General features: G+C 70.6%; 24 protein-coding genes and 1 tRNA gene. 18 read left to right on the forward strand and 7 right to left on the reverse strand.

Going from position 1 to position 26,024, the window contains the following annotated elements; all coding sequences use genetic code 11:
* Positions 1-70: 70 nt before the first annotated feature.
* The 3 genes from AC3ANN_RS05345 to AC3ANN_RS05355 are packed head-to-tail and all read left to right on the forward strand — an operon-like array spanning position 71 to position 5,906.
* The gene (locus tag AC3ANN_RS05345) at positions 71-853 is read left to right on the forward strand and encodes a hypothetical protein (RefSeq protein WP_488339956.1); all 783 of its coding nucleotides are present in this window, start codon (positions 71-73) and stop codon (positions 851-853) included.
* A gap of 1 nt (position 854) precedes the next feature.
* Positions 855-2,489 (forward strand): DNA polymerase Y family protein, encoded by a 1,635-nt coding sequence (locus tag AC3ANN_RS05350; protein WP_488339957.1) that lies wholly within the window; start codon positions 855-857, stop codon positions 2,487-2,489.
* Between the two features lie 12 nt (positions 2,490-2,501).
* On the forward strand, positions 2,502-5,906 hold the full coding sequence (locus tag AC3ANN_RS05355) for an error-prone DNA polymerase (protein WP_488339958.1): 3,405 nt from the start codon (positions 2,502-2,504) through the stop codon (positions 5,904-5,906).
* Between the two features lie 23 nt (positions 5,907-5,929).
* Here AC3ANN_RS05355 and AC3ANN_RS05360 read toward each other — a convergent pair whose 3' ends face one another.
* Positions 5,930-6,661, reverse strand: coding sequence for a Pr6Pr family membrane protein (locus AC3ANN_RS05360; protein ID WP_488339959.1), 732 nt, complete (start codon positions 6,659-6,661; stop codon positions 5,930-5,932).
* 89 nt (positions 6,662-6,750) lie between these two features.
* Between AC3ANN_RS05360 and AC3ANN_RS05365 the strand changes: the two genes are divergently transcribed.
* From AC3ANN_RS05365 to AC3ANN_RS05405, 9 genes are all read left to right on the forward strand, one after another.
* The gene (locus AC3ANN_RS05365; RefSeq protein ID WP_488339960.1) at positions 6,751-10,143 is read left to right on the forward strand and encodes an FUSC family protein; all 3,393 of its coding nucleotides are present in this window, start codon (positions 6,751-6,753) and stop codon (positions 10,141-10,143) included.
* 169 nt (positions 10,144-10,312) lie between these two features.
* A complete protein-coding gene (locus AC3ANN_RS05370) occupies positions 10,313-10,618 on the forward strand; it encodes an urease subunit gamma (protein ID WP_488339961.1) in 306 nt (101 codons plus the stop codon).
* 4 nt (positions 10,619-10,622) lie between these two features.
* Positions 10,623-11,528, forward strand: a complete 906-nt coding sequence (locus AC3ANN_RS05375) for a sirohydrochlorin chelatase (RefSeq protein ID WP_488339962.1) — start codon at positions 10,623-10,625, stop codon at positions 11,526-11,528.
* A 25-nt stretch (positions 11,529-11,553) separates the two neighbouring features.
* The gene (locus AC3ANN_RS05380) at positions 11,554-11,979 is read left to right on the forward strand and encodes an urease subunit beta (protein WP_488339963.1); all 426 of its coding nucleotides are present in this window, start codon (positions 11,554-11,556) and stop codon (positions 11,977-11,979) included.
* Between the two features lies 1 nt (position 11,980).
* The gene (gene ureC, locus AC3ANN_RS05385) at positions 11,981-13,705 is read left to right on the forward strand and encodes an urease subunit alpha (protein ID WP_488339964.1); all 1,725 of its coding nucleotides are present in this window, start codon (positions 11,981-11,983) and stop codon (positions 13,703-13,705) included.
* A gap of 18 nt (positions 13,706-13,723) precedes the next feature.
* A complete protein-coding gene (locus tag AC3ANN_RS05390) occupies positions 13,724-14,428 on the forward strand; it encodes an urease accessory protein UreF (RefSeq protein WP_488339965.1) in 705 nt (234 codons plus the stop codon).
* A 38-nt stretch (positions 14,429-14,466) separates the two neighbouring features.
* Positions 14,467-15,102: an urease accessory protein UreG gene (ureG, locus tag AC3ANN_RS05395; protein WP_488339966.1), complete on the forward strand. Its 636-nt coding sequence runs from the start codon at positions 14,467-14,469 to the stop codon at positions 15,100-15,102.
* Positions 15,099-16,136, forward strand: a complete 1,038-nt coding sequence (locus tag AC3ANN_RS05400) for an urease accessory protein UreD (RefSeq protein WP_488339967.1) — start codon at positions 15,099-15,101, stop codon at positions 16,134-16,136. Before ureG ends, AC3ANN_RS05400 begins: the two co-directional genes overlap by 4 nt.
* A gap of 34 nt (positions 16,137-16,170) precedes the next feature.
* Positions 16,171-17,088 carry an urea transporter gene (locus AC3ANN_RS05405; RefSeq protein WP_488339968.1) on the forward strand — a complete coding sequence of 306 codons (918 nt, stop codon included), beginning with the start codon at positions 16,171-16,173 and terminating at the stop codon, positions 17,086-17,088.
* On the opposite strand, the gene AC3ANN_RS05410 is transcribed toward AC3ANN_RS05405, so the two are convergent.
* Genes AC3ANN_RS05410 through AC3ANN_RS05420 form a run of 3 tightly spaced genes read right to left on the reverse strand, consistent with a single transcriptional unit; the run spans position 17,058 to position 20,003 of the window.
* On the reverse strand, positions 17,058-17,903 hold the full coding sequence (locus AC3ANN_RS05410; RefSeq protein ID WP_488339969.1) for an ABC transporter ATP-binding protein: 846 nt from the start codon (positions 17,901-17,903) through the stop codon (positions 17,058-17,060). The two genes, AC3ANN_RS05405 and AC3ANN_RS05410, sit on opposite strands and share 31 nt — an antisense overlap.
* Positions 17,900-18,892 carry an ABC transporter substrate-binding protein gene (locus tag AC3ANN_RS05415; protein ID WP_488339970.1) on the reverse strand — a complete coding sequence of 331 codons (993 nt, stop codon included), beginning with the start codon at positions 18,890-18,892 and terminating at the stop codon, positions 17,900-17,902. Before AC3ANN_RS05415 ends, AC3ANN_RS05410 begins: the two co-directional genes overlap by 4 nt.
* 13 nt (positions 18,893-18,905) lie before the next feature.
* Positions 18,906-20,003 (reverse strand): FecCD family ABC transporter permease, encoded by a 1,098-nt coding sequence (locus AC3ANN_RS05420; protein ID WP_488339971.1) that lies wholly within the window; start codon positions 20,001-20,003, stop codon positions 18,906-18,908.
* 110 nt (positions 20,004-20,113) lie between these two features.
* Here AC3ANN_RS05420 and AC3ANN_RS05425 point away from each other — a divergent pair, with 110 nt between their 5' ends.
* Genes AC3ANN_RS05425 through AC3ANN_RS05435 form a run of 3 tightly spaced genes read left to right on the forward strand, consistent with a single transcriptional unit; the run spans position 20,114 to position 21,670 of the window.
* Positions 20,114-20,605 carry a Fur family transcriptional regulator gene (locus AC3ANN_RS05425; protein ID WP_488339972.1) on the forward strand — a complete coding sequence of 164 codons (492 nt, stop codon included), beginning with the start codon at positions 20,114-20,116 and terminating at the stop codon, positions 20,603-20,605.
* A 56-nt stretch (positions 20,606-20,661) separates the two neighbouring features.
* Positions 20,662-21,183, forward strand: a complete 522-nt coding sequence (locus AC3ANN_RS05430; RefSeq protein ID WP_488339973.1) for a CinA family protein — start codon at positions 20,662-20,664, stop codon at positions 21,181-21,183.
* 58 nt (positions 21,184-21,241) lie between these two features.
* Positions 21,242-21,670 (forward strand): VOC family protein, encoded by a 429-nt coding sequence (locus AC3ANN_RS05435; RefSeq protein ID WP_488339974.1) that lies wholly within the window; start codon positions 21,242-21,244, stop codon positions 21,668-21,670.
* 19 nt (positions 21,671-21,689) lie between these two features.
* Here the strand turns inward: AC3ANN_RS05435 and AC3ANN_RS05440 are convergent, their stop codons facing one another.
* Both AC3ANN_RS05440 and AC3ANN_RS05445 read right to left on the reverse strand, forming a co-directional pair.
* Positions 21,690-21,857 carry a hypothetical protein gene (locus AC3ANN_RS05440; protein ID WP_488339975.1) on the reverse strand — a complete coding sequence of 56 codons (168 nt, stop codon included), beginning with the start codon at positions 21,855-21,857 and terminating at the stop codon, positions 21,690-21,692.
* Positions 21,854-22,117, reverse strand: coding sequence for a DUF2188 domain-containing protein (locus tag AC3ANN_RS05445; RefSeq protein WP_488339976.1), 264 nt, complete (start codon positions 22,115-22,117; stop codon positions 21,854-21,856). Before AC3ANN_RS05445 ends, AC3ANN_RS05440 begins: the two co-directional genes overlap by 4 nt.
* Positions 22,118-22,190: 73 nt before the next feature.
* Between AC3ANN_RS05445 and AC3ANN_RS05450 the strand changes: the two genes are divergently transcribed.
* A tRNA-Arg gene (locus tag AC3ANN_RS05450) sits at positions 22,191-22,262 on the forward strand.
* A gap of 209 nt (positions 22,263-22,471) precedes the next feature.
* Here AC3ANN_RS05450 and AC3ANN_RS05455 read toward each other — a convergent pair.
* Complete coding sequence (locus AC3ANN_RS05455) at positions 22,472-23,602, reverse strand: tyrosine-type recombinase/integrase (RefSeq protein WP_488339977.1); 1,131 nt, start codon at positions 23,600-23,602, stop codon at positions 22,472-22,474.
* 746 nt (positions 23,603-24,348) lie between these two features.
* On the opposite strand from AC3ANN_RS05455, the gene AC3ANN_RS05460 reads away from it, so the two are divergent.
* Entirely contained in the window at positions 24,349-24,942 is a 594-nt protein-coding gene (locus AC3ANN_RS05460) for a hypothetical protein (protein ID WP_488339978.1), read from the forward strand.
* Positions 24,939-26,009 carry a hypothetical protein gene (locus tag AC3ANN_RS05465; RefSeq protein ID WP_488339979.1) on the forward strand — a complete coding sequence of 357 codons (1,071 nt, stop codon included), beginning with the start codon at positions 24,939-24,941 and terminating at the stop codon, positions 26,007-26,009. Before AC3ANN_RS05460 ends, AC3ANN_RS05465 begins: the two co-directional genes overlap by 4 nt.
* Positions 26,010-26,024: the final 15 nt, after the last annotated feature.

Consider the following 26,024-nt stretch of genomic DNA (forward strand, 5'->3'; position numbering starts at 1 on the left):
CTGTCGGAAGAGGGCGGTATTCTCATTCCCTGCGGTTGAGGATCTAGAACATCTGTTCTAGCCTGTGGGAATGAGGGCGGTCGTGCAGCTCACAGCACAGCACGTGCAAGAGTCGGTCGAGCAGAACCCGGCGACCGAGGTCGCCCGGCTGCGGGCGCAGCTCGAGCGCGTGCAGGGCCGCCGGCTCGGCGCCCCGGTGCTGCCGGTGCTGCCCGCCCTCGCGTCGCTGCTCCCGGGGGGCGGGCTGCGCCCGGGTTCGGCCTACTCGATCCCGCGGTCGACCTCGTTGCTCCTGGCGCTGCTGGCGCAGCCCTCGCAGTCCGGGTCGTGGTGCGGGGTCGTCGGGATGCCGCGGCTCGGCGTCGAGGCCGCCGAGGGGATCGGGGTCGATCTGTCGCGGCTCGTGCTCATCCCCGACCCGGGCGCGCGCTGGCTCGCGGTGACCGCGACCGTGGCCGAGGTGCTGCCGGTGGTGGCGGTGCGTCCGTCGGGCCGTGCGGCCGATGGCGAGGTGTCGCGCCTGGCGGCACGGCTGCGCGACCGGGGCGCCGTGCTGCTCGTGCAGGGGCCGTGGCCGCAGGCCGAGGCCGTGCTCGACATCGGCGAGCCGGCGTGGGAGGGCGTCGGCCGGGGGCACGGGTATCTCGCGGCGCGCGAGGTGATGCTCACCTCCTCGAGCAGGCGGTGGCCGCGGTCCCGGCGCGCGCGGGTGCTGCTTCCGGATGCCGCGGGGCAGGTCTCCGCCGCGTCCGAGCGGGTGCGTCCCGTCGAGCGGCTGCGGCCGGTCGAGGGTCGCGACGCCGAGCTCCTCGCGTTCGAGGCCTCTCTCCCCGTCCACAGGGCGGTGGGGTGACATGATCCCCACGACACCCGTGCGGAGCCTGGTGCTGTGGCTGCCCGACTGGCCGATCACGGCGCTGCTTCGCGAAGAGGAGGCGGCAGCCACGCGACCCGATGCCTCGCGGGAGCGCCCGATCGCCGTCGTCGAGCGCAATCTCGTCGTGGCGTGCTCGGCGTCGGCGCGGGCTGAGGGAGTGCGGCGGGGGCAGCGCCGGCGCGACGCGCAGGCGCGCTGCTCTCGGCTGCGGGTGGTGGCCGCGGATGCCGCGCGCGATCATCGCGCGTTCGCTCCCGTCGTGTCGCTCGTCGAGAAGAAGGCGCCGGGGGTGCAGCTGGTGCGTCCGGGGCTCTGCGCGCTGCGCGCCCGTGGTCCTGCGCGATACTACGGCGGCGAGGCCGAGGCGGCGCGCGTGCTGATCGACGCGCTGCGCGAGCAGGGGTTCGACGACGTCAGGGCGGGGATCGCCGACGGTCCGTTCACGGCGGAGCAGGCGGCCACGAACGCGACGGCGCCGGATGCTCCCGTGTTCGTCGTGCCCGCCGGCGGTGCCGCGGGGTTCCTCGCGCCGCTGTCGGTGGCGGTGCTCGACGCGGGTCCCTCGCGTGCGGTCGACGACGCGGGCGACCTCGTGGGCCTGCTCGCGCGACTGGGGGTTCAGACCCTCGGCGGCTTCGCGGCGATGGACGCCGATCGGGTGCGCGAGCGTTTCGGTGATCGGGGGGTGCGGCTGCACGCGCTCGCCGCGGGCCGCGATTCTCGTCCTGTCGAGCCCCGCACCCCGCCGCCCGAGCTGCAGCGCGAGGTCGCGTTCGAGCCGCCGCTCGAGATCGCCGACCAGGTGGCGTTCGCGATGCGCGTGACCGCCGACGACTTCGTCGCGGGCCTGGGTGCGGTCGATATCGTCTGCACCGAGCTGCGCGTCGAGCTCGTCGGCGATCGGGGCGAGCGCAGCGAGCGGGTGTGGCTGCATCCGGGCTCGTTCGACGCGGCCGCCGTCGTCGACCGCGTGCGCTGGCAGCTGGCCGAAGACGTCGGCGCCGACGGCGGTGGCCTGCGCAGCGGGGTGACGCTGGTGCGGATCTCGCCCGAGGCGGTGGACGCGGCATCCCATCACGCCCCGGCGATCTTCGGGGGCGGACCCGAGGAGCGCGTGCACCATGCGCTGTCGCGCGTGCAGGCGATGCTCGGGCACCGCGGGGTGCTGACTCCCGCGATCGGCGGCGGGCGGTGGCTGGCTGAGCGGCAGGTGCTCGTGCCGTGGGGCGACCGGCATGAGCGCGATCGCAACCCGCGCGGCGCCGACAGTCTCGCAGCGCAGCGTGCGAGGCCGTGGCCGGGGAGCCTTCCGGATCCGCTGCCGGCGACGGTGTTCTCCGATCCGGTGCCGATCGACGTCCGGGCGCTCGGCGGCGAGCTCGTCGACGTCGACGAGCGCGGCAGCGTCTCGGCGGTGCCGGCGTTCCTCATCGAGGGCGGCCGGCGGCGGGCGATCGAGGCGTGGGCGGGACCGTGGCCGGTGGTCGAGAGGGGATGGGATGCCGCGCGTGCGCGTCGCGCGCACCGGTTCCAGGTCGTCGACGCCGACGGCGGCGCGTGGCTGCTGGTGTGCGAGGGCGACGCCTGGACGGCGGAGGCCGTCTATGACTAGGGGGCCGGGCTGATGGGCTTCAACAATCCCGGGGTGCCGTGGTCCGAGATGGAGCGCGTGCTGAGCGGCCGGAGTCGCCCCGACGCCCGGCCGGTGGGCGCCGACGGGGGCGACAGCCCGGCGTGGTCGCACAAGCGCGGACCGTATGTGCCGCCGAAGATCGAGCGTCCGGCTGAGACGATCCCGTACGCCGAGCTGCACGCGCACTCGTCGTTCTCGTTCCTGGATGGGGCGTCCTCTCCCGAGGAGCTCGCCGAGGAGGCGGAGCGCCTGGGGCTGCACGCGCTCGCGGTCACCGATCACGACGGCTTCTACGGCATCGTGCACTTCGCCGAGGCGGCCGAGGCGCTCGACCTGAAGACGGTCTTCGGCGCCGAGCTGTCGCTCGAGCTTCCGAAGCCGCAGAACGGCGAGCCCGACCCGGTCGGCGCGCATCTGCTCGTGCTCGCCCGCGGCGAGGAGGGCTATCACCGGCTCGCGGGTGCCATCACGCACGCACAGCTGCGGGGCGCCGAGAAGGGGCGTCCGGTCTACGACCTCGACGAGCTCGCGGCGCAGGGCGGAGGGCACTGGGCGGTCCTCACCGGGTGCCGCAAGGGAGCGGTGCGTCGCGCGCTGGCCTCGGCGCCGGGCAAGGCGGGGACGGATGCCGCGGCCCGCGAGCTCGACCGGCTGGTCGAGCTGTTCGGGCGCGATGCCGTGCATGTCGAGCTCATCGACCACGGCAACCCGCTCGACACGCGTGACAACGACGCGCTCGCGGGGCTCGCGCGCGAGCGCGGTCTGCCGCTCCTGGCGACGAACAACGTGCATTACGCGGTGCCGCAGCGCCAGCTGCTGGCGGCCGCCGTCGCCGCCGTGCGGGCGAACCGCGGCCTCGACGAGCTCGACGGCTGGCTGCCCGCGCACGCGGGGGCGCACCTGCGCTCGGGGGCCGAGATGGCGGAGCGGTTCGTCCGGTTCCCGGATGCCGTGGCCCGCACCGTGACGCTCGCCGACGAGCTCGCCTTCCCGCTGCGGCGCGCGAAGCCCGCACTGCCCAAGCAGAAGGTGCCCGAGGGGCACACGCCGATGTCGTGGCTGCGCACGCTCGTGTGGGAGGCAGTGCCCCGCAAGTACCCGGATCTGCGGGAGAAGGACCGCGAGCGCATCGAGCGGGAGCTCGGCGTGATCGAGATGAAGGACTTCCCGGGCTACTTCCTGATCGTCCACGGCATCGTGCAGGAGGCCCGGCGCCGAGGCATCCTGTGTCAAGGTCGTGGCTCCGCCGCCAACAGCGCCGTCTGCTACCTGCTCGACATCACCGCGGTCGACGCGATCTTCTACAACCTGCCGTTCGAGAGGTTCCTGTCGTCGCTGCGCGACGAGGAGCCCGACATCGACGTCGACTTCGACTCGGATCGCCGTGAGGAGATCATCCAGTGGGTCTACCAGGAGTACGGGCGGGATCGCGCGGCGCAGGTCGCGAATGTCATCCAGTACCGGCCGAAGAACGCCATCCGCGACATGGCGAAGGCGCTCGGGCATTCGCCGGGACAGCAGGACGCGTGGTCGAAGCAGGTGGAGGGCTGGGGCGCGCTCATCGAGACGGGCGCGGGGCACGACATCCCCGATCAGGTGATCGAGTTCGCCGGCGAGCTGCTGAAGGCGCCGCGTCACCTCGGCATCCACTCCGGCGGCATGGTGCTCACCGACCGGCCGGTGGGCGAGGTGGTGCCGATCGAGCACGCGCGCATGGAGAACCGCACGGTGATCCAGTGGGACAAGGACGACGCCGCGTGGATGGGCCTGGTGAAGTTCGACCTGCTGGGCCTGGGGATGCTGGCTGCGCTGCAGTACTGCTTCGACATGATCCGGGCGTCGACGGGGGAGGACTGGGAGCTCTCGACGATCCCGAAGGAGGAGAAGGCGGTCTACGACATGCTGTGCCGCGCGGATGCGATCGGCGTGTTCCAGGTCGAGTCGCGCGCGCAGATGGGGCTGCTGCCGCGTCTGCAGCCGCGCGAGTTCTACGACCTCGCGATCGAGATCGCGCTCATCCGCCCGGGGCCGATCCAGGGTGGGGCGGTGCATCCGTTCGTGCGGCGCAAGATGGGGCTCGAGCCGACGACGTATCCACACGAGAAGCTGAAGCCCGTGCTGGAGCGCACGCTCGGCATCCCGGTGTTCCAGGAGCAGCTCATGCAGATGGGCATGGTCATCGGGGGCCTCACGGGTGAGGACGCCGACCTGCTGCGGCGCGCGATGGGCTCGAAGCGGGGGATCGAGCGGATCGACTCCCTGAAAGAGAAGCTGTACGCGGGCATGGCCGAGAACGGCCTGGTGGGGGATGCCGCGGACGCGATCTACGCGAAGATCCAGGCGTTCGCGAACTTCGGGTTCGCCGAGTCGCACTCGCTGTCATTCGCACTGCTGGTGTACGCGAGCTCGTGGATCAAGCTGCACTATCCGGCCGCGTTCCTCGCGGGGCTGCTGCGGGCGCAGCCGATGGGCTTCTACTCGCCCGCGTCGCTCGTCGCGGATGCGCGCCGGCACGGCGTGGACGTCCGCCGGCCCGACCTGCACGCATCCGGGGTCGAGGCGCTGCTCGAGCCGGTGACCGATTCAGTGCCGACCGGCCTGGACTCGTGCCTCGACCGCCACCAGCCTCCGGTCGGAGAGTTCGACATCGACGAGCCCGACGAGACGGCGGCGCATCGCCGCGACGGGCGCTTCGCGGTGCGGCTGGGGCTCGCGGGCGTCAAGGGGATCGGCACGAAGGTGGCGGAGCGCATCGTCGCGGCGCGCGAGGCCGAAGGCCCGTTCCGCGACCTGCGCGATCTGGTGCGCCGCACGAGCGTGACCGCCGCGCAGCTCGAGGCGCTCGCCACCGCGGGAGCGTTCGAGTGCCTGGGGATCAGCCGTCGCGAGGCGATCTGGCTCGCGGGCTCCGCCGCGCAGGACCGGCCCGAGTTCCTGCCCGACTCGCTCATCGCGGTGCAGCCGCCGCTGTTCACCGACCCGAGCAGCTACGACATCCTCGCGGCCGACCTGTGGGCGACCGGTGTCTCCACCGACGACCATCCGATGACCCACTACCGCTCCGGGCTCGATGCGCGCGGAGTTCTCACCTCAGGAGAGCTGCGGGCGCACGAGACCGGAAGGCGCATCGAGGTCGCAGGGCTCGTGACGCACCGGCAGCGGCCGGCCACGGCATCCGGAGTCACCTTCATCAATCTCGAGGACGAGCACGGCCTCGTGAACATCGTGTGCTCGGTGGGGGTGTGGAACCGCTACCGCCGCATCGTGCGGGATTCGCCGGCGCTCATCGCGCGGGGGATCCTGGAGCGTTCACCCGAGGGGGTGATCAACATCGTCGCCGACCGGTTCGAGGATCTCCGCGTGGGCGTGCACCACCGTGCGCGCGACTTCCGGTGAGGCGCCGGTCGATCGGGCATCTGTCAGGCGCCCACCGACTCGCGGTCGCGCTCCCGCCCGCGGTCGCGATCCCGCACCAGCGAGGGCACGTGGTGGTCGATGAACGTCAGCACGACGGCGATCATGATGCCGATCACCAGCACGATCGCGGAGTTGCGGACCGACTCGGCGAACCCGATCGTATTCACGTCGAGGAACGGGTAGGGGTACCAGCCGGTGATGGCGCCGTGGACGAACGTGTAGACGAGCCACAGCAGCGGCCAGATGAAGGCGAGCGCGGTCGTGGCCCAGGTCGTGCGCGGGCGCGGCCCGAAGATCAGCCATCCGATGAGCGTCGCCCACGGCGAGATGTAGTGGAAGCCGATCGTCGCGACCAGGGCCCAGCCCTCGAGGTGGACGAGCGGCGCGAGGATCGTCTCGTAGACGAGGCCCGTGATGATGATGCCGAGCAGCGCGTCGAAGCGCAGCACGCGCCACAGCCTGCCGTCGCGGTGCACGTTCAGCGCGAGGGCGATCGAGGTGCCGAGCACGAACAGGTTGCTCTGGATCGTGAAGAAGCTGAACAGCCTCACCAGGCGCGTGCCCACGGGGCCGGTCGCGTTCTCGCCCGAGTTCGCGTCCTGGCCTCCCGTGAAGATCAGGATGATCTGGATGACGAGGGCGATCGCCACCACCACCGCGATCGATCCGTACCAGATCCGCGCGGCGCGCGCCCGGGCATCCGTGGTCTCAGCAGTCGCGGTCGTCGTATCCATCGGCATGGCCCCCCGGTCGTATGCGCCCGGGCACATGCTAGTGGGGCGTGGCGTAGGTGCAACAGGACCCGGCCGATAATGTATGCCGCATGGACGTCGTCTGGGTCGTCATCGGGGTGCTGCTGCTGCTCCTGACGCTCCTGGATGCGTTCCTCGCGGTGCTCAACTACGATGAGGCGGGCCTGTTCGTCGACCGGATCGTGCGGGCGCAGTGGATCGTGCTGCGCGCGCTCACCCGGCGCGTCGGGCGGCGATGGCGGCCGATGGTGCTCCGCCAGGTGACGGGGATCATCATCGTCGTCACGATCCTGTGGTGGGTCGCCGGGATCGTCCTGGGGTTCGCGTTCATCTACTTCGGCGCCTTGGGAATGACCGGCGCTCTGGTGACGTCGACGGGCGTCGAGCCGGACTTCTGGGGCGCGCTCTACCTGAGCCTCGGTCAGTTCTCGACGGTCGGCGTCGACAACATCGGGCCCGGTGCCGCCGTGATGAACCTGCTGACGGTGGCCGAAGCCATGATCAGCGTTCTGATGCTGTCGTTCATCATCACGTTCCTCGGGAGCGTCTACGGCGTCATCCAGTCCCTCCAATCGCTCTCGGCGAACTTCTTCCGCGCAGGACGCGGGATCACCGACCCGATCGAGACGCTGACGCCGTTCTTTCCGGACGGTCGCTCCCGAGGGCTCGACGGGCAGCTCGACTCGATCCTCGACTCGCTGAGCGAGTACGGCCACGGGCTCTCGCAGAACCGCGCCGCGTACTACTTCCAGAGCGGTCGCGACCAGTTCTCGCTTCCGTACTCGCTCTCCATGACCTCCGGTGTGATCGGCGCGCTGCGATGGGGGCTCCCCACCGGGAGTGACGCAGCGGCCGAGCCCGGCCTGATGCGGCTGACCGAGGTGTTCGAGGATTTCCGCGTGCGGCTGCAGCGCGCACTGCGCTGGTCGACGGGCCCGGTTCCGGCTCCTGTCACGGCTCCGCAGTTCGCGGACGCCGTCGCCGCGTTCGGGCACCCGGCGGCGGTCGGCGGCTTCGATCCCTGGGTGGTGCGATTCCTCACGATCGATCGTCGCATGGCGGCGCTCACGCGATCGGATGCCGCGATCGATGTCGGTGACGCGTACCGTCGCTACACGGCGTGGCTGCCGTTCGAGTTCCAGGCGCAGTCGCTGCTCGCCCTGGTGAGCCGCGACCTCGACTACCAGCCCATCTACCGCCGGATCGCGAGCACGCCCGACGGCGTGCCCATCGACGCCCCGGGCGGAGGCTACGAGCTCCTGCCGATGGACGTGGGCGCGACGCGCTCCGCAGACGCCGGCAGCGGGCCTCCGCGGCCGCGGGGATCGTGGCTTCGGCGGCGCGGCCTGTTCATCGATCCCGGGCTCGTGCGGCTCTCGAGCGCCGGGCGCACCATCGCCGGCGTCGTGGTCGCGATGGGCCTCGCCGGTGCGCTGTCGTCGGCCACCGGTGCGAACGTGCTCGCCGGGACGGTGCTGGCCGGGCTGATCGCGCTGTTCGCCTCGCCAGCGGCGATCGGCGCACCGCCGGGAACGCGCCGCTGGATCGGGCTCCTCGCCGTGGTGCCCACGGTCGTCGGGCTCACGATCGGAGCGGTGGTTCCGCACGACGCGCTCGCGACGGGGGCCGCGATGGCCGTGGTCGCGGCGGCGGCCGTGTGGCTACGCAGATTCGGCACACGGGCCGGGGGTCTGGGTCAGCTCGGATTCGTCGCGTACTACTTCGGGCTGATGCTCGACCTCGACCTCGCGAAACTCCCGGCCGCGCTCGCCGCGGGCGCGGTGGGATTGATATGCGGCTGGGCGGCAGGCCTGATTCCCGGGCCGTCGCCGCGCCGCCGCATCGATGCGGCGGTCGCCGCGATGAACCAGCGGATCGCGTACCTCCTCGACACTGCGATCGACCTCGTCTCGAGCGCGGGCTCCGACCGGCGTCTGGCGCGGACGCTACGCCGGCAGCAGGACGCGGTGCAGAGGACGGCGGCGGCGATCGCGGGGGACCTGGACGAGACGGATTCCGAGACCCGGCTCTCCGCGCAGGCTCGCGAGTTGCGCGTCCGGGTGTTCGCACTCCGTCTCGCCGCCGACGACCTCGTCTCGCTGGTTCCGCTCGCCGCGAGCTTCGCGATCACGATCGAGCAGCGCGCACGGCTGGCTGCCGACCTCGTGAGCGCGCAGACCTTCTTGGAATCGAGGCTCGCCGACGCAGGCTCGGCGCCGCCCCCACCGGCGCCGGTCGCGGCGACGGCCGTCGACGGGCCGATCGAGGCACGTCGAGTCGCAGCTGCGATCTTCGAGCTCCGCACGGCCGCGGGACAGCTGGATGCGGCGCGCAGCGGGAAGACGACGGAAGCCTCGACCGGTCAACCGCTCGCGCACGCCGACGTCGACAGCGTCGCCGACGAGGCCACCACACCGACTCCGGGGTCCACGTCATCGCGCCAGGCGATCCAGGCCGGGCTCTCGACGGGTCTGGCGCTCCTTCTGGGCAGCCTGGTCTCGACGAGCCACCAGTACTGGGCGGCGATGCCCGCGTTCTCGGTGGTGAGCGGTTCGGACGGCGAGACGCGGCTCAAGGCGACGCAGCGCGTCGTCGTCACCGTCCTTGGGGCGACGGTCGGATTCGGTCTCGCGATCCTCGCCGGCCACAGTCCGGCGGTCGCCATCCCGCTCCTCGTGGTGAGTGTGTTCTTCATCGCCTTCCTCCGGCCGGTCTCGTCGGTGTGGGCGGCGTTCTGGCAGACACTGCTGCTGGCCACCGTGTACGACGTGCTCGGCACGCTCCGCGTCGAGACCCTCCCCGTCCGGGTCGTCGAGACCCTCATCGGCGCGCTCGTGGCCGTCGCTGTGTCGGCGCTCGTGCTGCCCACCCGCACTCGAGCCCGCGTGCGCGACGCCATGGCCGACGTCTTGACGCGAGCGGCGGCCATCGTCCAGCAGGTCCTCGCCCGCGGCGCCGGCGACACGGCGGGCGGCGCTGCACGCATCGACGACGAGCTGCGCGACCTGGCGCGCAGCCTCACCGGGCTCGAGCAGGTGGCGCGCCCTCTCCGGAGCGCCGGCGGCTCGCTGAGGCGCACGGGGGTCGAGGCGCAGCTCTCGGCGCTGTGGTCAATCGTGTACGACGTGCGCCGGACCGCAGGAGACTTCGGAACCGGCCGCCCCGCGGGGATTCCCGTCGCCTTCGAGCGCCGCCTCGCGGCGGCGACCGCCGACAACTTCGCCGCGGCCCAGGCGGTGCTCGCGGGCGCGCTGCCGCGCCGGCTCCAGACGCTCGAAGACCTCGATCCCGATCGAGGGCTCTCCGACGAATCGCAGCTGTCGGCGCTCCGAGTTCTACGGCTCAACCAGGCCATACTCGCGCTCGTCGACGCCATCGCCCCGGGAACGGTCGCGGCCACCGGGACCACCCGCCCCGGCCTCGACACGAGCACTCCCGTAGGCGGGTCCGCGGCCACGCGCTGACGCCGGAGCCACCTCACTCGATCTGCGTGAAATCCGCGGGCCGTCCATCGTCCGGCCGAAATCGACGCGACGAATGCTTGCGCGGGACTGCAAGTCTCATGCCAGTATGACCCTGGGGGTCCCGAGGTCGGGGTGGCCGGGACGAGTTCCCCGCGACGCAGGAGTTGACATGGATCTGTCTCCACGCGAGATCGACAAACTGCTCATTTACCAGGTGGCGGAGCTGGCACGGCGCCGCCGCGACCGGGGGACGAAGCTCAACGTGAGCGAAGCCCAGGCGCTCGTCACCGAGGCGATCCTCGAGGGAGCCCGGGACGGCAAGACCGTCGCCGAGTGCATGGAGCTCGGCAAGACGGTGGTCACGGTGGACGAGTGCATGGCGGGCGTGCGCGAGCGCATCACGCTGCTGCAGGTCGAGGCGACGTTCCCTGACGGGACCAAGCTCGTCTCGTGCCACGACCCGATCGGCGGCTGACTCCGTGACCGCGGCTCCTGCCGCACGGGTGATCCTCGTCGGCGGGCACGAGAGCGCCGACGGCGCCGACCTCGCCCGGTTCGAGGACGCCGGTCGCATCGGCGTGAGCGCTCCCGGCCGGGCGCTGCACAACGCCGTCTCGGCGCACCTCGATGCGGGCGACACCGTCGTCGTGCTGCCGATGACGTTCGGCCGCAACCCCACCATGGTCGCCGATGCTGCGAAGACCCTCGCGTGGCTCGGCCCGCGGTATCCGGGTCGTCTCGCCCTGGCGGCGCCGTTCGGTCAGGCCGACCATCTCGTCGCGTGGCTGCGCACCGCCGCGAACCGAGCCCGCGCGGTCGATCCCGAGACGGCGCTCCTCGTCGTCGCGCCGAGCTCGAACGTCTTCGACGAGGCCGAGCTGCATCGTCTCGCCTACCTCGTCGCGGCCCACGGTGCGCTGCCCGACGTCGCGGTGGCGATCGCCGACGATTCCGCGGCGCTGTCGGCTCACGTGCACCGCGCGCGCCTCCTCGGCGCGCGTCGCGTCGCGGCGGTCCCGGCCGGCTTCGCGGTGGCGCTTCCCGAGACGGATGCCGAAGACCTGGGTCCGCTCATGAGTCACGCCGCGATCGACCGGGTGATCCGCACGCGGGTGCGCGACGCGCTCGCGGCGCTGGCCGCGGGTGTCGACGGCGTCGACGTCGGACTCGCCGCCGACCACGGTCACGGCTACGCCCACTCGCACGCGTTCGAAGAGAGCCAGCGGGGCCACGCGGGGCACCCGCACCCGCATCCGCACACCCACTCGCATCCCCATCCGCACACGCACGCCGACGGGACGGCGCACTCGCACACGCACGACGGCGCCCATGCCCGTGCCGGCAACTCCGCTCTCGTCCACGCGTACGACGGTCACGAGCACTGACAAGGCAGCCGGAGGAAGGAACACCATGGTCAGCAGGAAGCCGAAGTATCTCCACGGCGAAGACACCATCGAGATCAACGCCGGCCGCGCGTCCGCGACGCTGCGGGTCACCAACACCGGCGACCGCCCGGTGCAGATCGGATCCCACTTCCACTTCTTCGAGGTGAACCCGGCGATGAGGTTCGAGCGCGAGAAGGCGTGGGGCATGCATCTCGACATCCCGGCCGGCACCGGCGTGCGCTTCGAGCCCGGCGAGACGAAGGAGGTCACGCTCGTGGCCTTCGCCGGCGCGCGGCGCGTGGTGGGGTTCAACGGACTGGTCGGCGGCAGCCTCGACGCCGCCCAGACCAAGACCGCGGCGCTGCGGCGACTGACCGAGCGCGGCTTCGAGAACGGCGAGCCGGCGAGCAAGGCAGCGACCGCGTCGAACGAGAAGAAGGGCAGCAACTGAGATGGCCGTCATCCCTCGCAAGCAGTACACCGACCTCTTCGGACCGACGGTCGGCGACAAGGTCCAGCTGGCCGACACCAACCTCGTCATCGAGATCGAGAAGGACTACGCCGCCGACAGCTACGGCGACGAGATCGTCTACGGCGGCGGCAAGTCCGCCCGTGACGGCATGGGGGCGGATCCGCTGGCGAGCCAATCGCAGGGCGCCCTCGACCTCGTCATCACGAACGCCGTCGTGATGGACCCGATCATCGGCATCGTCAAGGCCGACATCGGCGTCAAGGACGGCCTCATCGTGGGCATCGGCAAGTCGGGCAACCCGCAGACCCAGCACGGCGTCGACCCGAAGCTGGTGGTGGGCCCCGGCACCGAGGTGATCGCGGGGGAGCACCTCATCGCCACCGCCGGCGCGATGGACCCGCACGTGCACTTCATCTCGCCGCAGCAGGCGTACGCGGCCCTCTCGAACGGCATCACGACGCTCTTCGGCGGGGGCACGGGGCCCACCGACGGCACCAACGGCACGACGTGCACGCCCGGGGCGTGGAACATCTACCGGATGCTGCAGGCCTGGGACGAACTGCCCGTCAACGTCGGCATCCACGGCAAGGGCAACGGCTCGCTGCCGCAGGCTCTCATCGAGCAGATCGAGGCGGGCGCGGGCGGACTGAAGGTGCACGAGGACTGGGGCAGCACGCCGGCCGCGCTGAGCCAGGCGCTGACCGTCGCCGACGAGTACGACGTCCAGGTCGCGATCCACACCGACAGCCTGAACGAGGCCGGCTTCGTGGAGGACACGATCTCGGCGATCGACGGTCGCACGATCCACACGTTCCACACCGAGGGCGCGGGCGGCGGGCACGCTCCCGACATCATCAAGATGGCCGGCCAGAGCAACGTGCTGCCGTCGTCGACGAACCCCACGCTGCCGTACACCGTCAACTCGATCGACGAGCTGCTCGACATGGTGATGGTCTGCCACCACCTGTCGTACGACAGCCCGGAGGACGTCGCGTTCGCCGACTCCCGCGTGCGCGCCGAGACGATCTCGGCCGAGACCGTGCTTCACGACCTCGGCATCATCTCGATGTTCTCGTCGGACTCGCAGGCGATGGGTCGCATCGGCGAGTCGGTGACGCGGGCGTTCCAGACCGCGCATCACTGCAAGGACAAGCGCGGCAAGCTTCCCGAGGACGCCGAGGGCAACGACAACTTCCGCGTGCTGCGGTACCTCGCGAAGGTCACCATCAACCCCGCCATCGCCCACGGCATCTCGGACTACGTCGGCTCGCTCGAGCCCGGCAAGATGGCCGACATCGTGCTGTGGCCGATCGACACGTTCGGCGCGAAGCCCAAGATGGTCATCAAGGGCGGTCTCATCAACTGGGCGCTCATGGGCGACCCGAACGCATCGCTGCCGACGCCGCAGCCGGTGTACTTCCGGCCGATGTTCGGCGCTCTCGGCCAGACGCTCCACCAGACGCGCGCGACGTTCGTGTCGAAGGTCTCGATCGAGAAGGGCGTTCCGCAGCAGCTCGGCCTCAAGAGCCGGATCCTCCCGGTGAAGGGCACGCGCTCGATCGGCAAGGACGACATGGTGCGCAACAACGTCGCGCCCGTCATCGATGTCGATCCCGAGACGTACAAGGTCACCGTCGACGGCGAGCCGGCCCATATCGAGCCTGCTCAGTCGCTGCCGCTGACGCAGCTCTTCTACCTCGTCTGAACCATGGCGGGAGTGCACGTGGAATCGCCGGTCGCCCGGCTGCTGGTGAGCCTGCAGCTGAGCGACTCGGCCTTCCCGAGTGGCTTCTACACGATGTCCCACGGGCTGGAGGGATTCCATCAGCAGGGACTCGTCGGCCGCGACAGCGTGTTCGAGGTGCTCGAGGATCTGCTCGTCGCGAGCATCGGGCCCGGTGACGCGACGGCGCTCGCACGCGCGCACGACGCGGCATCCGTTCGGGATTGGGATGCCGTCGCCGGCGTCGACTGCCTGCTCCACGCCTCCAAGCTCAACGCCGAGCTGCGCGTCGCCAGCACTCGCAGCGGCCGCCAGCTCGCCGACATCGCGGGCGAGGCGTTCGCGGACGGTCCCGGCGACGCCGACATCGCCGCGTGGGCGACCCGAGTGAAGGCGAAGCAGTCGCCGGGCTGCCAGCCCGTCGTGACGGCGGTCTGCTACGCCGCCACCGGGGTTCCGGTCGCCGAGGCCGTGGCGTCCGACCTGTTCGCGTTCGCGGTCAGCTTCGTGGGGGCAGCCCTCCGCCTGCGACTCACCGATCACCGCGGCGCCCAGGTGCTGCTTCGTCGCGTGCAGCCTGTGATCGAAACGGTCACCGCGGACGCGGTCGCCCGTCCGCTGCACGACCTGGGGGGCTTCGCCCCCGTCGCCGACATCATGTCGGCGGGCCACGAGCGCGCCGAGGCGCGCCTGTTCACCAGCTGAGCCGGCGTCACGCCGGCATGTCACGAGAGGAAGAGCGCATGAGCGACAACGTCCTGCGGATCGGGATCGGAGGCCCCGTCGGGTCAGGCAAGACGGCACTGACGGAGGCGCTCGTCCCGCTTCTGATCGCTGCCGGGCGCACCCCCGGCGTGATCACGAACGACATCTACACCCAGGAGGACGCGCACCACGTGCGGCGCGAGCTCGCCGGCATCCTCGACCCCGAGAAGGTCGTCGGCGTCGAGACGGGTGCCTGCCCGCACACCGCGGTCCGCGACGACCCCACGATGAACCTCGCCGCCGGCGAGGAGATGCTCGAGCGGTTCCCCGACATCGACACCCTCATCTACGAGTCGGGCGGCGACAACCTGACCCTCACGTTCTCGCCATCGCTGGCCGACGTCTTCGTGTTCGTGCTCGACACGTCGGAGGGCGAGAAGATGCCGCGCAAGCGCGGGCCGGGCATCACCGAGAGCGACATCCTCGTGATCAACAAGATCGACATCGCGCAATACGTGCGCACCGATCTCGGTGTCATGGAGCGCGACGCGCACGCCGTGCGCGGCGACCGACCCGTCGTGCTCACGAACTCGCTCGACGGCACCGGGGTCCGCGAGCTGCTCGAGACGATCATGGCCGTGTGGCACGCGTCGAGGGGCGAGCTGGTCGCGTGAGTGCCGTCGCGGCGCCGACGACAGGGCAGGATGCCGCGGCGCGTGCGCCCGGCGAAGAGCCGCTGTACGGCGGACCGCGCCTGCAGCCCGCGCACTTCGAACCCACCCATGTTCCGGTCGAGGTCGCCCGCTACGGCACCGACGCGCACACGTTGCCGGTGGGCAGCCCCGGCAAGGTGGGGGTGCTCGAGCTCGAGTTCGCCCTCCGTGGCACGGGCGAGGACCGGCGCACCGAGCTCGTGCGCCACTTCCAGAAGTCCCCGCTCCAGATCATGAGGCCGCTCTACTACAACGCGCGGCGGCCGGACATGCCCTACACGTACCTCATGACGACGGGCGGCGGCATCCTGCACAACGACCGCCACCGCATGGATCTCGTGTTCGGGCCCGGCACATCGGCGCACATCACCACGCAGGCGCACACCAAGGTGTACCGCATGGAGTCGGGGTATGCGACCTCGCTCGTCCACCTCGACGTCGCCGACGGCGCGTACGTGGAGTACCTGCCCGACCCGCTCATCCCGTATCGCGACGCCCGCTTCTATCAGCGCACCGCGGTGAGCCTTCATCCCCGGGCGACGCTGCTCCTCGGCGAGACGATCTACGCGGGTCGGCTCAGCCGGGGCGAGCGCAACGCGTACGCGGCCCTCGCGAGCGATCTCGAGGTCACTCGTCCGGGAGCCGCGGGGGAGCCGGTGGCGTTCGACCGGGTGCGGCTGGTTCCGCGGGCGGGCGAGGTCGGTGGCCGCGGCGTGCTCGGCGGACGCGACATCGTCTCGTCGCTCTACGCCTTCACGGGTCGAGTCCCCGCCCGCGTCGTGGCCGACACTCTGCACGACGCGGTGCAGCGGGCGGTCGACGCCGCGCCCGACCGGGCGGCGCGCGCCGGAGTGAGCGTGCTGCCGCACGACTGCGGGGCGTGGCTGCGGTACGTCGGCGACGACACGGTCACCTCGACGACGGTCCTCTCCGCGGCGGCCGCGGCGATGCACGAGCTCCTCACGGGGAACCCGGCGCCGGCGATCCGCAAATGAGGCGCGGCGTGGAGGGGCGGAAGGGAATGGACGCATGAGCGCAGTCACGGTCTCCGGGTGGCGCACGTGGGGGTACGGCCTCGTCCGGGGCTCGTCGCAGATCTTCTTCCAGCAGAACCTCGTGGCAGGGCTGCTGGTGCTGGCGGCGTTCGTCGTCGCGGACTGGCGGATGGCGCTGCTCGCCCTCCTCGGGGCGATCGGCGGGATGCTGGGCGGCCGGGCGGTCGGGTATCGGCGTGGCGACATCGCCGGTGGCATGCAGTCCTTCTGCGGCACGCTCGTCGGAGCCGCCGTCTTCGCAGCACTCGGCGGCGACGCATGGTGGTCGTACGCCCTGGCCTTCGTGGGCGGCCTCGCGACGGGCCCGGTGACGTGGCTCGTCGACGCGCTCTTCACTCGCACGGCGTTGAAGCGATACCGCCTGCCGTACACGACGGCGCCGTTCGTGATCGTCGCGACCGTGATCACGCTCGCCACGACCGCCCTCGCGGCGCCGGCCGCGGCATCCGATCTTCCTGATGACCCGCTCCCGGCGTTCCTGCTGTCGATCCTCACGAACGTGTCGCAGGTCGTGCTCATCGACAACCCGATCAGCGGCGCCCTCATCCTCGCCGCCCTGTTCGTGGCGGGCTGGCGAGTGGGACTGGCAGCCGTCATGGGCAGCGTGGTCGGCTCGATCATCGCCGTCGCGCTGGGGGAGTCATGGAGCGAGATCGCCAACGGGCTGGCGAACTACTCGGGCGTGCTCACCGCGATCGCTCTCGCCGTGACCTTCCTGCGCAGCTCCGTCGGCTCGTGGCTGTACGCGCTGCCGTGGATCGCGGTCACCGCCCTCGTCACTCTCCTCATGCACCGCGCGGGGGTCGTGACGTACACGTGGCCGTACATCCTGACGACATGGGTCGCCCTTGTCGTGGCGTTCTACATCCGCGGGCTCGTGCGCACGTCCTGAGGGACGGGGCGGATCCCGCCGGCGCCGGTGTGATCGTGGGTCTGCGGCAACCGGTGGTCCGGTGAACGGAACAGCAGCTGCAGGCGGCCGTCGCCCGCGCGCACGGGGTCGACGTGGATGCCGTACACGGGCTCGATCACCGAAGGGTGGAGCACCTCCTCCGCGGCGCCGGCCGCCGCGACGGCACCGCGGCTCAGCAGCACGAGCCGATCGCAGTACCGCGCGGCGAGGTTGAGGTCATGGAGTACGACGACCGTCGTCACCCCCAGCTCGCGCACGAGGGCGAGGATCTCGTGCTGGAAGTGGATGTCGAGATGGTTGGTGGGCTCGTCCATGAGCAGGTGCGACGCCTGCTGCGCCAGTGCCCGTGCGATGAGCACGCGCTGCCGCTCTCCTCCCGAGAGCTCGCCGACGTCGCGGTCCGCGAGATGCTCGGCGCCGACGCGGCGGAGCGCGTCCGCGGCGATGTCGAGGTCGGCGGCTGACTGGCGGCGCATCGCCCCGAGATGAGGGCTGCGGCCCAGGAGCACGGTTTCGGCGACCGACAGCGGGAGGTCGCCGTGGGATTCCTGGGTGACGACCGCGATCACCTGAGCGAGCTCGCGCGGCGCGTAGTCGCCGATCGGCACGCCGGCGATGCGGATGCTCCCGCGATCGGGGGTGAGCGCGCGGTACAGCGCTCGCAGCAGCGTCGTCTTGCCGCTGCCGTTCGGTCCGATCAAGCCGATGACCTCGCCGTCCTCGGCCGCCAGGGTGACGTCGCGCAGCACGGCGACGCCGTCGTAGGCGTGGCCGACGTCCTCGGCGGTGATCATGTGCCGAACCGCTCGACGATGAACTCCAGGCCCGTGACCGACAGCGGCGTCGGCGGCTCGGTGAAGTTGAAGAGCTGGGGGAGCACGTCGCCGTTCTGCAGCGCCCGCAGCGCCTCGCTGCCGGGCAGCTGCGCCACCTCGTCGACAGCCCCCTCCGCGTCGCCCTGGTGCAGCACCACGATGACGTCGGGGTCGCGGGCGACGAGCTCCTCGACGCTCACCTCGAACACGCGCTCCGCGGTGTCGGCGAAGACGTTCTCGAACCCCGCGGCCTCGAGCTGCGGCTGCGACATCGACGCGCGTCCGTAGGCGTAGAGCGGGCCGCCGCCGATCGACGGATACAGCACGGCGGCCGTCCGGGGCGCAGCATCCGCCGTCGCGTCTTCGACCGCCGCCACGCGATTCTTCAGGCTCGCCACGAGCGCTTCCGCCTCGTCCGACCGGTCGAAGACCGCCCCGAACATCAGGATCTGGTCGTACAGCGTCTCGAACGACGTGTCGCCCACGCCGGACGGGCAGTACACGGGCTGGATGAGCGTGTTGACGCCGCTGTCGCGGAGGCCCTCGCGCGTGATGCCCTCGGGGAGGCCGAGCGCGAGGTCGGGCTCGTGCGCGAGCACGACCTCGGTCGACATCGTAAGGTGACCCGACGCATCGATGTCGTCCGACAGCGTGTCGATCGCCTCGATGCGCCGGGTCAGGTCGGCGTCGTAGTAGCCGTCGGGGAATGAGCCTGCTCGCGCCACCACGCGGTCGAGCACTCCCAGCCCGTCGAGGATCGTCACGGCGGCGCTCTCGAGCAGGATCACGCGCTCGGGCGGTGCGTCGAAGACGACCTCCTCGCCGCAGTTCTCGACGGTGAGCGGGTAGGTGGTCCCACCGGGCTCGGGGTCGGCAGCCTGGGGAGCCGACGTCTGCGCGCACCCGGCCATCGTCAAGGTGAGGGCGGTCGCGGCGGCGACGGCCAGTGTTCGGCGGAGCGTTGTCACGGGTCTCCTCGGATCAGTGTCGGCGTGCGTACATGCGTCGGACCAGGATCAACAGGAACGGGGCGCCGACGAGGGCGGTGAGGATGCCGATCGGCAGCTCTCGCGGCGCCATGATCGTGCGGGCGAGGGCGTCGGCCCACAGCAGGAACAGCGCGCCGAGCAGGGCGGTGACGGGCAGCATGCGCGCGTGCACCGATCCGACGAGTCGCCGGGCGAGATGGGGGATCACGAGCCCGACGAAGCCGATGGCGCCGGCCGCGGCGACGAGCGCGCCGGTGCACAGCGAGACCGCCACGAGCAGTCCGACCCTCGTGCGGTCGGGCGAGACGCCGAGGGTGTGGGCGGTCTCGTCACCTGCCGCGAGTGCGTCGAGGCGGCGACCGCTCCACAGCAGCGCCGCCAGCGTGACGGCGACGACGACGAGCACGATCGCGAGCACCGCGTCCCAGCGGGCGAGAGCGAGCGAGCCCAGGAGCCAGAACATCACGGAGCGCGATCCCTCGGCCGAGTCCGACGCGAAGATGAGGAAGCTGGTCGCGGCCGAGAGGGCGTATCCGACGGCGACGCCCGACAGCAGCAGCCGCAACGACGACACCGCTCCGCCCGACCGTGCGATCGCGAAGACGAGGAGCGACGCGACGAGCGCGCCGACGAAGGCGCTCGCGGGCAGCGCGTATTCGCCGACCACCGCGCCGACGCCGAAGAGGATCGCGCCGGCAGCACCCGTCGACGCGCCGCTCGAGATCCCGAGCACGTACGGATCGGCGAGCATGTTGCGCACCATCGCCTGCAGCGCGGCGCCGCACAGAGCCAGGCCCGCCCCGACCGCGAGCCCGAGGAGCATGCGGGGGACGCGGACGTTCCACACGATCGCCTGTTCGGCCACCGTCCACGTCTCGGTCGCCGGAAGGCCGATCAGCTGGTGGCTCACGATCTGCGCGATCGTTCCTGGCGCGACAGGCACGGGCCCGATGCCGATGGTGACGAGGGCCGAAACGACGAGGGCGACGGCGAGGCCCACCGTCCACAGCGTCGCGCGGATGCGCGCGCGCCGGGCGGCGAGGATGAGCGTGACGGGCTCGCGCGAAGCGACCTCGTCGATCGTCGTCACGGCAGTCCCCCCGATTCGGCCCGCACGGTAACTGCGACGGTATCGCATGTAGCGCAAGCGGTGGGGAGAAATCTCCTGCCGTCACCGCTGCGGGTGCCACGATGAGAGGCATGGGCGCTTCGGCCGATCGACACGACCACGAGCAGCTGCACTCTCGCGCGGCCGCCGACGCCGTGAGTGCGGCGGTGGTCCGGCTGCGAGAGCGCGGCGAGCGCGTGACGGCGCCGCGCCGTGCCGTGCTCGAAGTGCTCGCGGGCCGCTCGGACCACCTCACCGCCGATGAGGTGTCGATACTGCTCGAGGGCACCGACGTGCACCGCGCGACGGTGTACCGCACGCTCGACGTGCTCGCTGCCGCGGGGGTCGTGTCCCACCGGCACCACGCGGGCGGCGCGACGCGCTACCATCTCGCGGCGGCCGCCGAGGGCGCCGAGCATCTGCACGGCCACTGCCGCGAGTGCGGGACCGTCGTCGTGCTTCCCGCCGACGCGCTCGCAGGCGCCGCCGCGCGTCTGCGCGAGGCCGCGAGCTTTCGGCTGGAGGCTGAACAGAGCACGCTGGTGGGGCTGTGTCGCGAGTGCGCTGAGAGTCGTTCTCCGTGAGGGGTGATGCGTCAACCCCCGAGGCCGCCGGCGCACCGCGACGCTAGGGTTTCGCCATGACCGCTCCCTCGCCGCACCAGCCTGAGCCCGGGCATCCCGCCGACGACGCGCTGCAGCTGATCAGCACTCGCGCGCTGCGCTCCGGGCTGCGCATCGCGCTCGCGGAGTCTCTGACGAGCGGCGCTCTCGCCAGTCGCATCGGTGCGGGCGAGCGGGCGTCGGAGTGGTTCGCGGGCGGGGTCGTGGCGTACCAGGTGCGCACGAAGCACGATGTGCTGGGCGTACCCGAGGACATCGACCCGTGTTCGGCGGAGTGCGCGGAGCTTCTCGCCGTCGGGGTCTGCCGGCTGACCGGCGCAGACATCGCTGTGTCGGCGACGGGTGTCGGAGGTCCCGAGCCCGAGGGCGGTCACGCTCCAGGCACGGTCTTCCTCGGGTGGTCCTCGAACGGCTCGAAAGGCCACCGCCTGCTGCGGTTGGACGGAGGGCCCGACCGTGTGCTCGCCGCGACCGTCACCGCCGCCGTCGAGTTGCTGGCCGACATCGTGGCGCACGTGCCGCCGCGCGAGGCTGGCTGACGGATGTCGGCGCCGGGGTTTACCGTGGCGACCGACGGATGCCGTGAAGGAGGTCGCCATGTCATCCAAGCTCGGCAACATCACCTTCTACGCCGACGACCCGGCAGCCCTGGCTCGATTCTGGAGCGCCGTGTTCGGCTACCCCGTACTGACGTGGGACGAGCAGCTCAAGAGCGAACTGCTCGCGTCGGGGCTCACCGAGGAGGACCTTGCGAAACGCGCGGTGGCGGAGGATCCGGAGGGCGTCGGGCCGCGGCTGTACTTCCACCACGCCGCCGAACCGAAGCGCGGCCGCAACCGTCTTCATCTCGACATCAGCGCGACGCCGGGCCGTGTTCCGACGAGGGAAGAGATCGATGCCGAACGGGACCGGCTGGTAGCGCTGGGAGCCGAGGTGGTGCGGGTCGTGGACCAGTCCTGGGGCCCGTGGCCCGAGTTCTACTACCAGATGCGCGACCCCGACGGGAACGAGTTCTGCCTGCAGTAGCCGCTGTCGGGCGGGGTGGTCAGCCGCCCGAACTCGGCGCGTCCGGGTCCTGGTCGGGGTCTTCGCCTTCGGCCTGGGACGGGTGGCCTGTCGGCGTCTGCTGCTGACGCTCCGGCATCCGGTCGGGGTCTCCGCCTTCGGCCTGACTCGGCTTGCCGCCGATCGACTCTGCGTCGCTTTCGCTCATGGTCGCTCCTCCGTCTGCGGATCGATGATGGTTCCGGTCGGCGCCGCGTCTTCAACGACGTGCCGCGCGCCGAGCTGGTCCGCGGTGCTGCGGCCGGCGTCGATCGCCTCCTCGCGGCTCGCATAGCTGCGGGACAGCTCGGGCCGGCCTTCGACGTGGTTCTCCCACTGGCCGCGGTTCGAGCGGGTGACGACGGTGTGCGGGCTGTCGTTCATGGCGTCCTCCGGTTCTGGATTCACGCGTATGGTCGCGCCGGCCATGGCGACGGTCGAGGGGGTTGACCGGGCGCGCGGCGGTGGTCGCGCGATGCTCGCTCTAGACTGGATGCCGCCTGCCTCTGTAGCTCAATGGAAGAGCAGCTCCGTCCTAAGGAGAGGGTTGGGGGTTCGAGTCCCTCCAGGGGCACAGTCTTTTTTTCTCCCTGACCAGGACTTTCTTCTCTGGTCAGACCACACAGAAGTCGTTTTTGCCCGCTTTTTGCCCGCATTCTGAAAATTTTCGGCAGTCCGAAAACGGCGCCTTCAACGGCCTGCGCGCGACGTTTGCGAGCGTCAGAATCGAGCGTTTCGGGCGAAATCGGCCTCGTCGAAACTGAGCAATCTGCTCTCTGCGGGTTACTGGGGACGGGCGTAGCGGGTCTGCGGTCCTGACGGCAGTGCCACCAACGGCATCTGGTCGTTCAGTCGCGTCGCGACGGCATCCAGATCGTCGTCGAAGAGATCGGCGTACGTGTCCAGCGTCATCGCCGCGGACGCGTGCCCGAGCATGCGTTGCACGGCCTTCACGTTCGCGCCCGAGCTGATTGCGAGTGACGCGGCGGTGTGCCGAAGGTCGTGAGGAGTGAGCCGCGGGATCGAAGGGTCGAACTCCTGCGCACGCCGGACCGCATTCGCGAACCATCCCTTGTTCCCCGAGTTGCGCATGTGATTGACCCCGTCGCCGAACAGCAGCCCCTCCGGCCCCTTGCCGGCGCACGCCTGCTCGATCATCGGAGCGAGACGCTCGGGGTACGGGACAGAGCGCTTCTCGTGCGTCTTGGGCGTGCCGACGTGGATCTGGTAGGCGATCATCACCGCGTTCTCCTCGATGACGAAGCGCCGACGCAGCCGGTTCACGCTACGGACCCGCAGCCCCGTCGCCTCGCCCCAGCGCAGGCCGGTGTACGCCAGCGTCAGGACAAGCGTCGGGTAGGCCGAGCACGCCGCCAGGGTGGCGACCTGGTCGTGCGAGAGATAGACGCGACGCTTGCCCGGCCCGTGCCGAGGCAGGTTGCGTACGTTGCGGGCCGGGTTGCTCGCCAGGCGACGATCGTCGATCGCGACGTCGAGGATTCCTGCGAGGACTCCCAGTGCTCGAAGGACGACCGTGCGTGACTTCTGCGTCGCGAGGTCGGACACCCAGTCCTGGACTTCCGAGCGGCGGATCGACGAGATCTCCCTGTCGGCCCAGACCGGAGCGACGTGGTTCTTCCATGCCCGCTCGAGCGTCATGTAGTACGAGGGCTTGGACATGGGCGGCTGCTTGGATCGCAGCCAGCTGTCTGCGAACATCCGCACCGGAACCCGCGACGTGGACGGGTCGATGTACTCGCCCTTCGACTTCGACACCGTGACCATCGACAGGTAGAGCTTCGCGTCGCGCATCGTCGTGAAGCCGCGCTTCTCCGCCTCGGTGCGATCCGGCTTGCGATAGCGCACGCGATAGCGGCGGCCCTTCGCCGATTCGTACGGGGTGATGCTGCCCACCTCGACCTCCGCTCGGTGCCGGCTCGACGGTCAGTATCGGGCCAGTGTCGGACACTCGTCGGGAGCCGTCAACGCGGTCGATCAGAGATGTGGACAGGTGTCGGTAGACGTCGTCAACTGGCGTTGGTGGAAGGGTGCCTTCCTCCGACGCCGAGAGTGTAGCGATCGGTCACGCCTCCGTTCTCGCCGCTCACTCCTTGCAGACTCCGCGCTGGCGCGCTCCGCTTAGCAGCCGTTCGACGACGAGCGCTGCGCCGCGCCCGAGCGCTCGTAGGAGCTGATTGTCGGAGCAAAGGCGAGGGCTGCGCCACGCCCGCGCGTCCATAATCAAGACTCGCGAACCGCTCGAATCCCCTCGCGAAGTCGATCGCGGTCGGACCGCACCGCTCGATTCGACGGCAGGCGAATGTGCCTACCGTGCACGTCTTGGAGGCCGGCAGTCGGGCAGTCGAAGTCCTCGAGCAGCTCATGCGACAGCTCGCCTTACACGGCATGAATCCGAGCACCATGCCAAATCGCTCGCGCAGCTGAGCCCGAGCGCGTTGGCGGCTCTGCGGGCCTCTCACTCGGTAGCGTAACGAGTGAGCATCGCGCGTGTGGCGGTTCTCGTGGACGGGGACGTTTCGCCGCTATCGGGGAACTGGCGAGAAGGCTTCGATGTGTGGGGTGTCGGCGGCAGACAGTAGCCTGGAGGACTTTCGCGCGTGAGACCGAGCAGCGAAGCAGATGAGGGGAGGAGTGGACGGATGAGCAGCTTTAGGATCGGGTCGGTAAGCGTCGAGGTGCTGGATGGTCAGCACCCAATTGCGGTCGTTCCACCGAGCCAGTGGCATGGTGACAGGCAGGAGCGGCCCGCCCATGCCGTGCTCGCCAACCTCAAGGCCGATGACGGTCTTCGCGCACAGGTCTCGCTTGTCCGCTGGGATGACAGCGACGAGACCTCGCTCGGCTTCGCCGAGCTTCTCGCGGGCCCGTCGGACTACGAGCGGCTGGAGGATGCCGGAGCGATCTCGCCGAAACTGGTCGGCGACAAGCTCGTCGCACGGATTCGGGCGCTGCGGTACGGGAAGGCCGGGCGAGCCACGGGCGCGGCCGTCGAGTGGTCGCAGATCGGCGAATGGGCTGGCGGCGACGCTCAGGCGTTGCTCGCCACACTCGGTGCGACGCGCACGGGGGCGTATGGTGTGCTGCTGCCGAGTGCGACGCGGTTCAAGGCCGAGCCCGCCATCGAGGTACCGCTCGCGGACCCGTCGGCGTTGTTCGCCGTATACGCGCTGACGCGCGTCGTGCCGATCATGACGGGGTACGGAAAACAAGCTGTGGAAGGCCCGAACGCATGAGCGGCGTCGACGTGTCCATCGCGCTGCCCGAGGACGAGACGCCTGGCGAACTCATCAAGGGCTACTTCACCCTCATGCGCGCGTTCGGCTGGGATCTCTATGTCACGAGCCACTTCAAGCTGCGGGACAGACTGGGGCCGCAGTGGTTCGCGGCGCGGATCAGCGAGCTGAAGAAATCGGACCCGAAAAACTGGCGACCGAACCACCGCTTCGAGCCGCAGGACCCCGGCGTGATACTGCGCGACTACGTCCACGAGCAGGACTCTCCGTATGTGAACGTGTTCGGCGGGCAGTTCCAGAAGCTGGCTGCGGCGAAGAAGATCCTCACGACGAGGAACACTTGGTTCCACTTCGGCGACGATCCGACGACCGGCCAGCTCGTCGAGGCGGCGAAGATCGTACGTGGATTCGTACAGTCCAGCGGGATGCACACCGCAGGACGCATCGGCGCCCTGATCGAGCGGCTGGACGACCTGCGTACCGGACGCTATCCGGCCGATACCCCGCCGAGTCCGGCGGCAACGGATCCTGTCGCTGCCGAGACCGCACCTCTGGACACGCCAGGGGACTTGCCTCGGCCGAGCATCGGCGGCACCTGGGTCGGCCCGATCCCGGACCTACGCTACCGCATGACCCGCGCCGGCGATGTCGTGCACCCCGACACGATGGAGTCCGTGCGCTCCAGGGTCACCGGCGACTTTGCCGACAAGGTGCGCGCCTGGACTGCTGTCGAGCCGCGTGGTCGCGAGCTGTGGATCGATGCCGACGGGGCCGTTGGCGGGTTCATCGGCGCAACGCCGCGTCTGCTCGGCTACCTCGGCCCCGACCCGGAGGGCGACATCGCCCGCGGGTTCTTCACCCCGCACTACTATGCCGTCGAAGGCGACGAGATCGCCGACCTCGACTCGGGTGAACGTCGCAAGCCGCCGTTCGCCGAGGCGCTTGCGGACGGTGCGACGCTTCGGGTGACAACGTATGGCGATGTCCTCGTAATTGGGGATATCAGTGGGTTGGCGCGCGTAGGTACGGTCAGGCCCGACGAGTGGTTCCCGGGGCACCTGGGCTGACACGAAAGAGATACA

The sequence above is a fragment of the Microbacterium sp. STRO-2N genome (assembly GCF_057747775.1).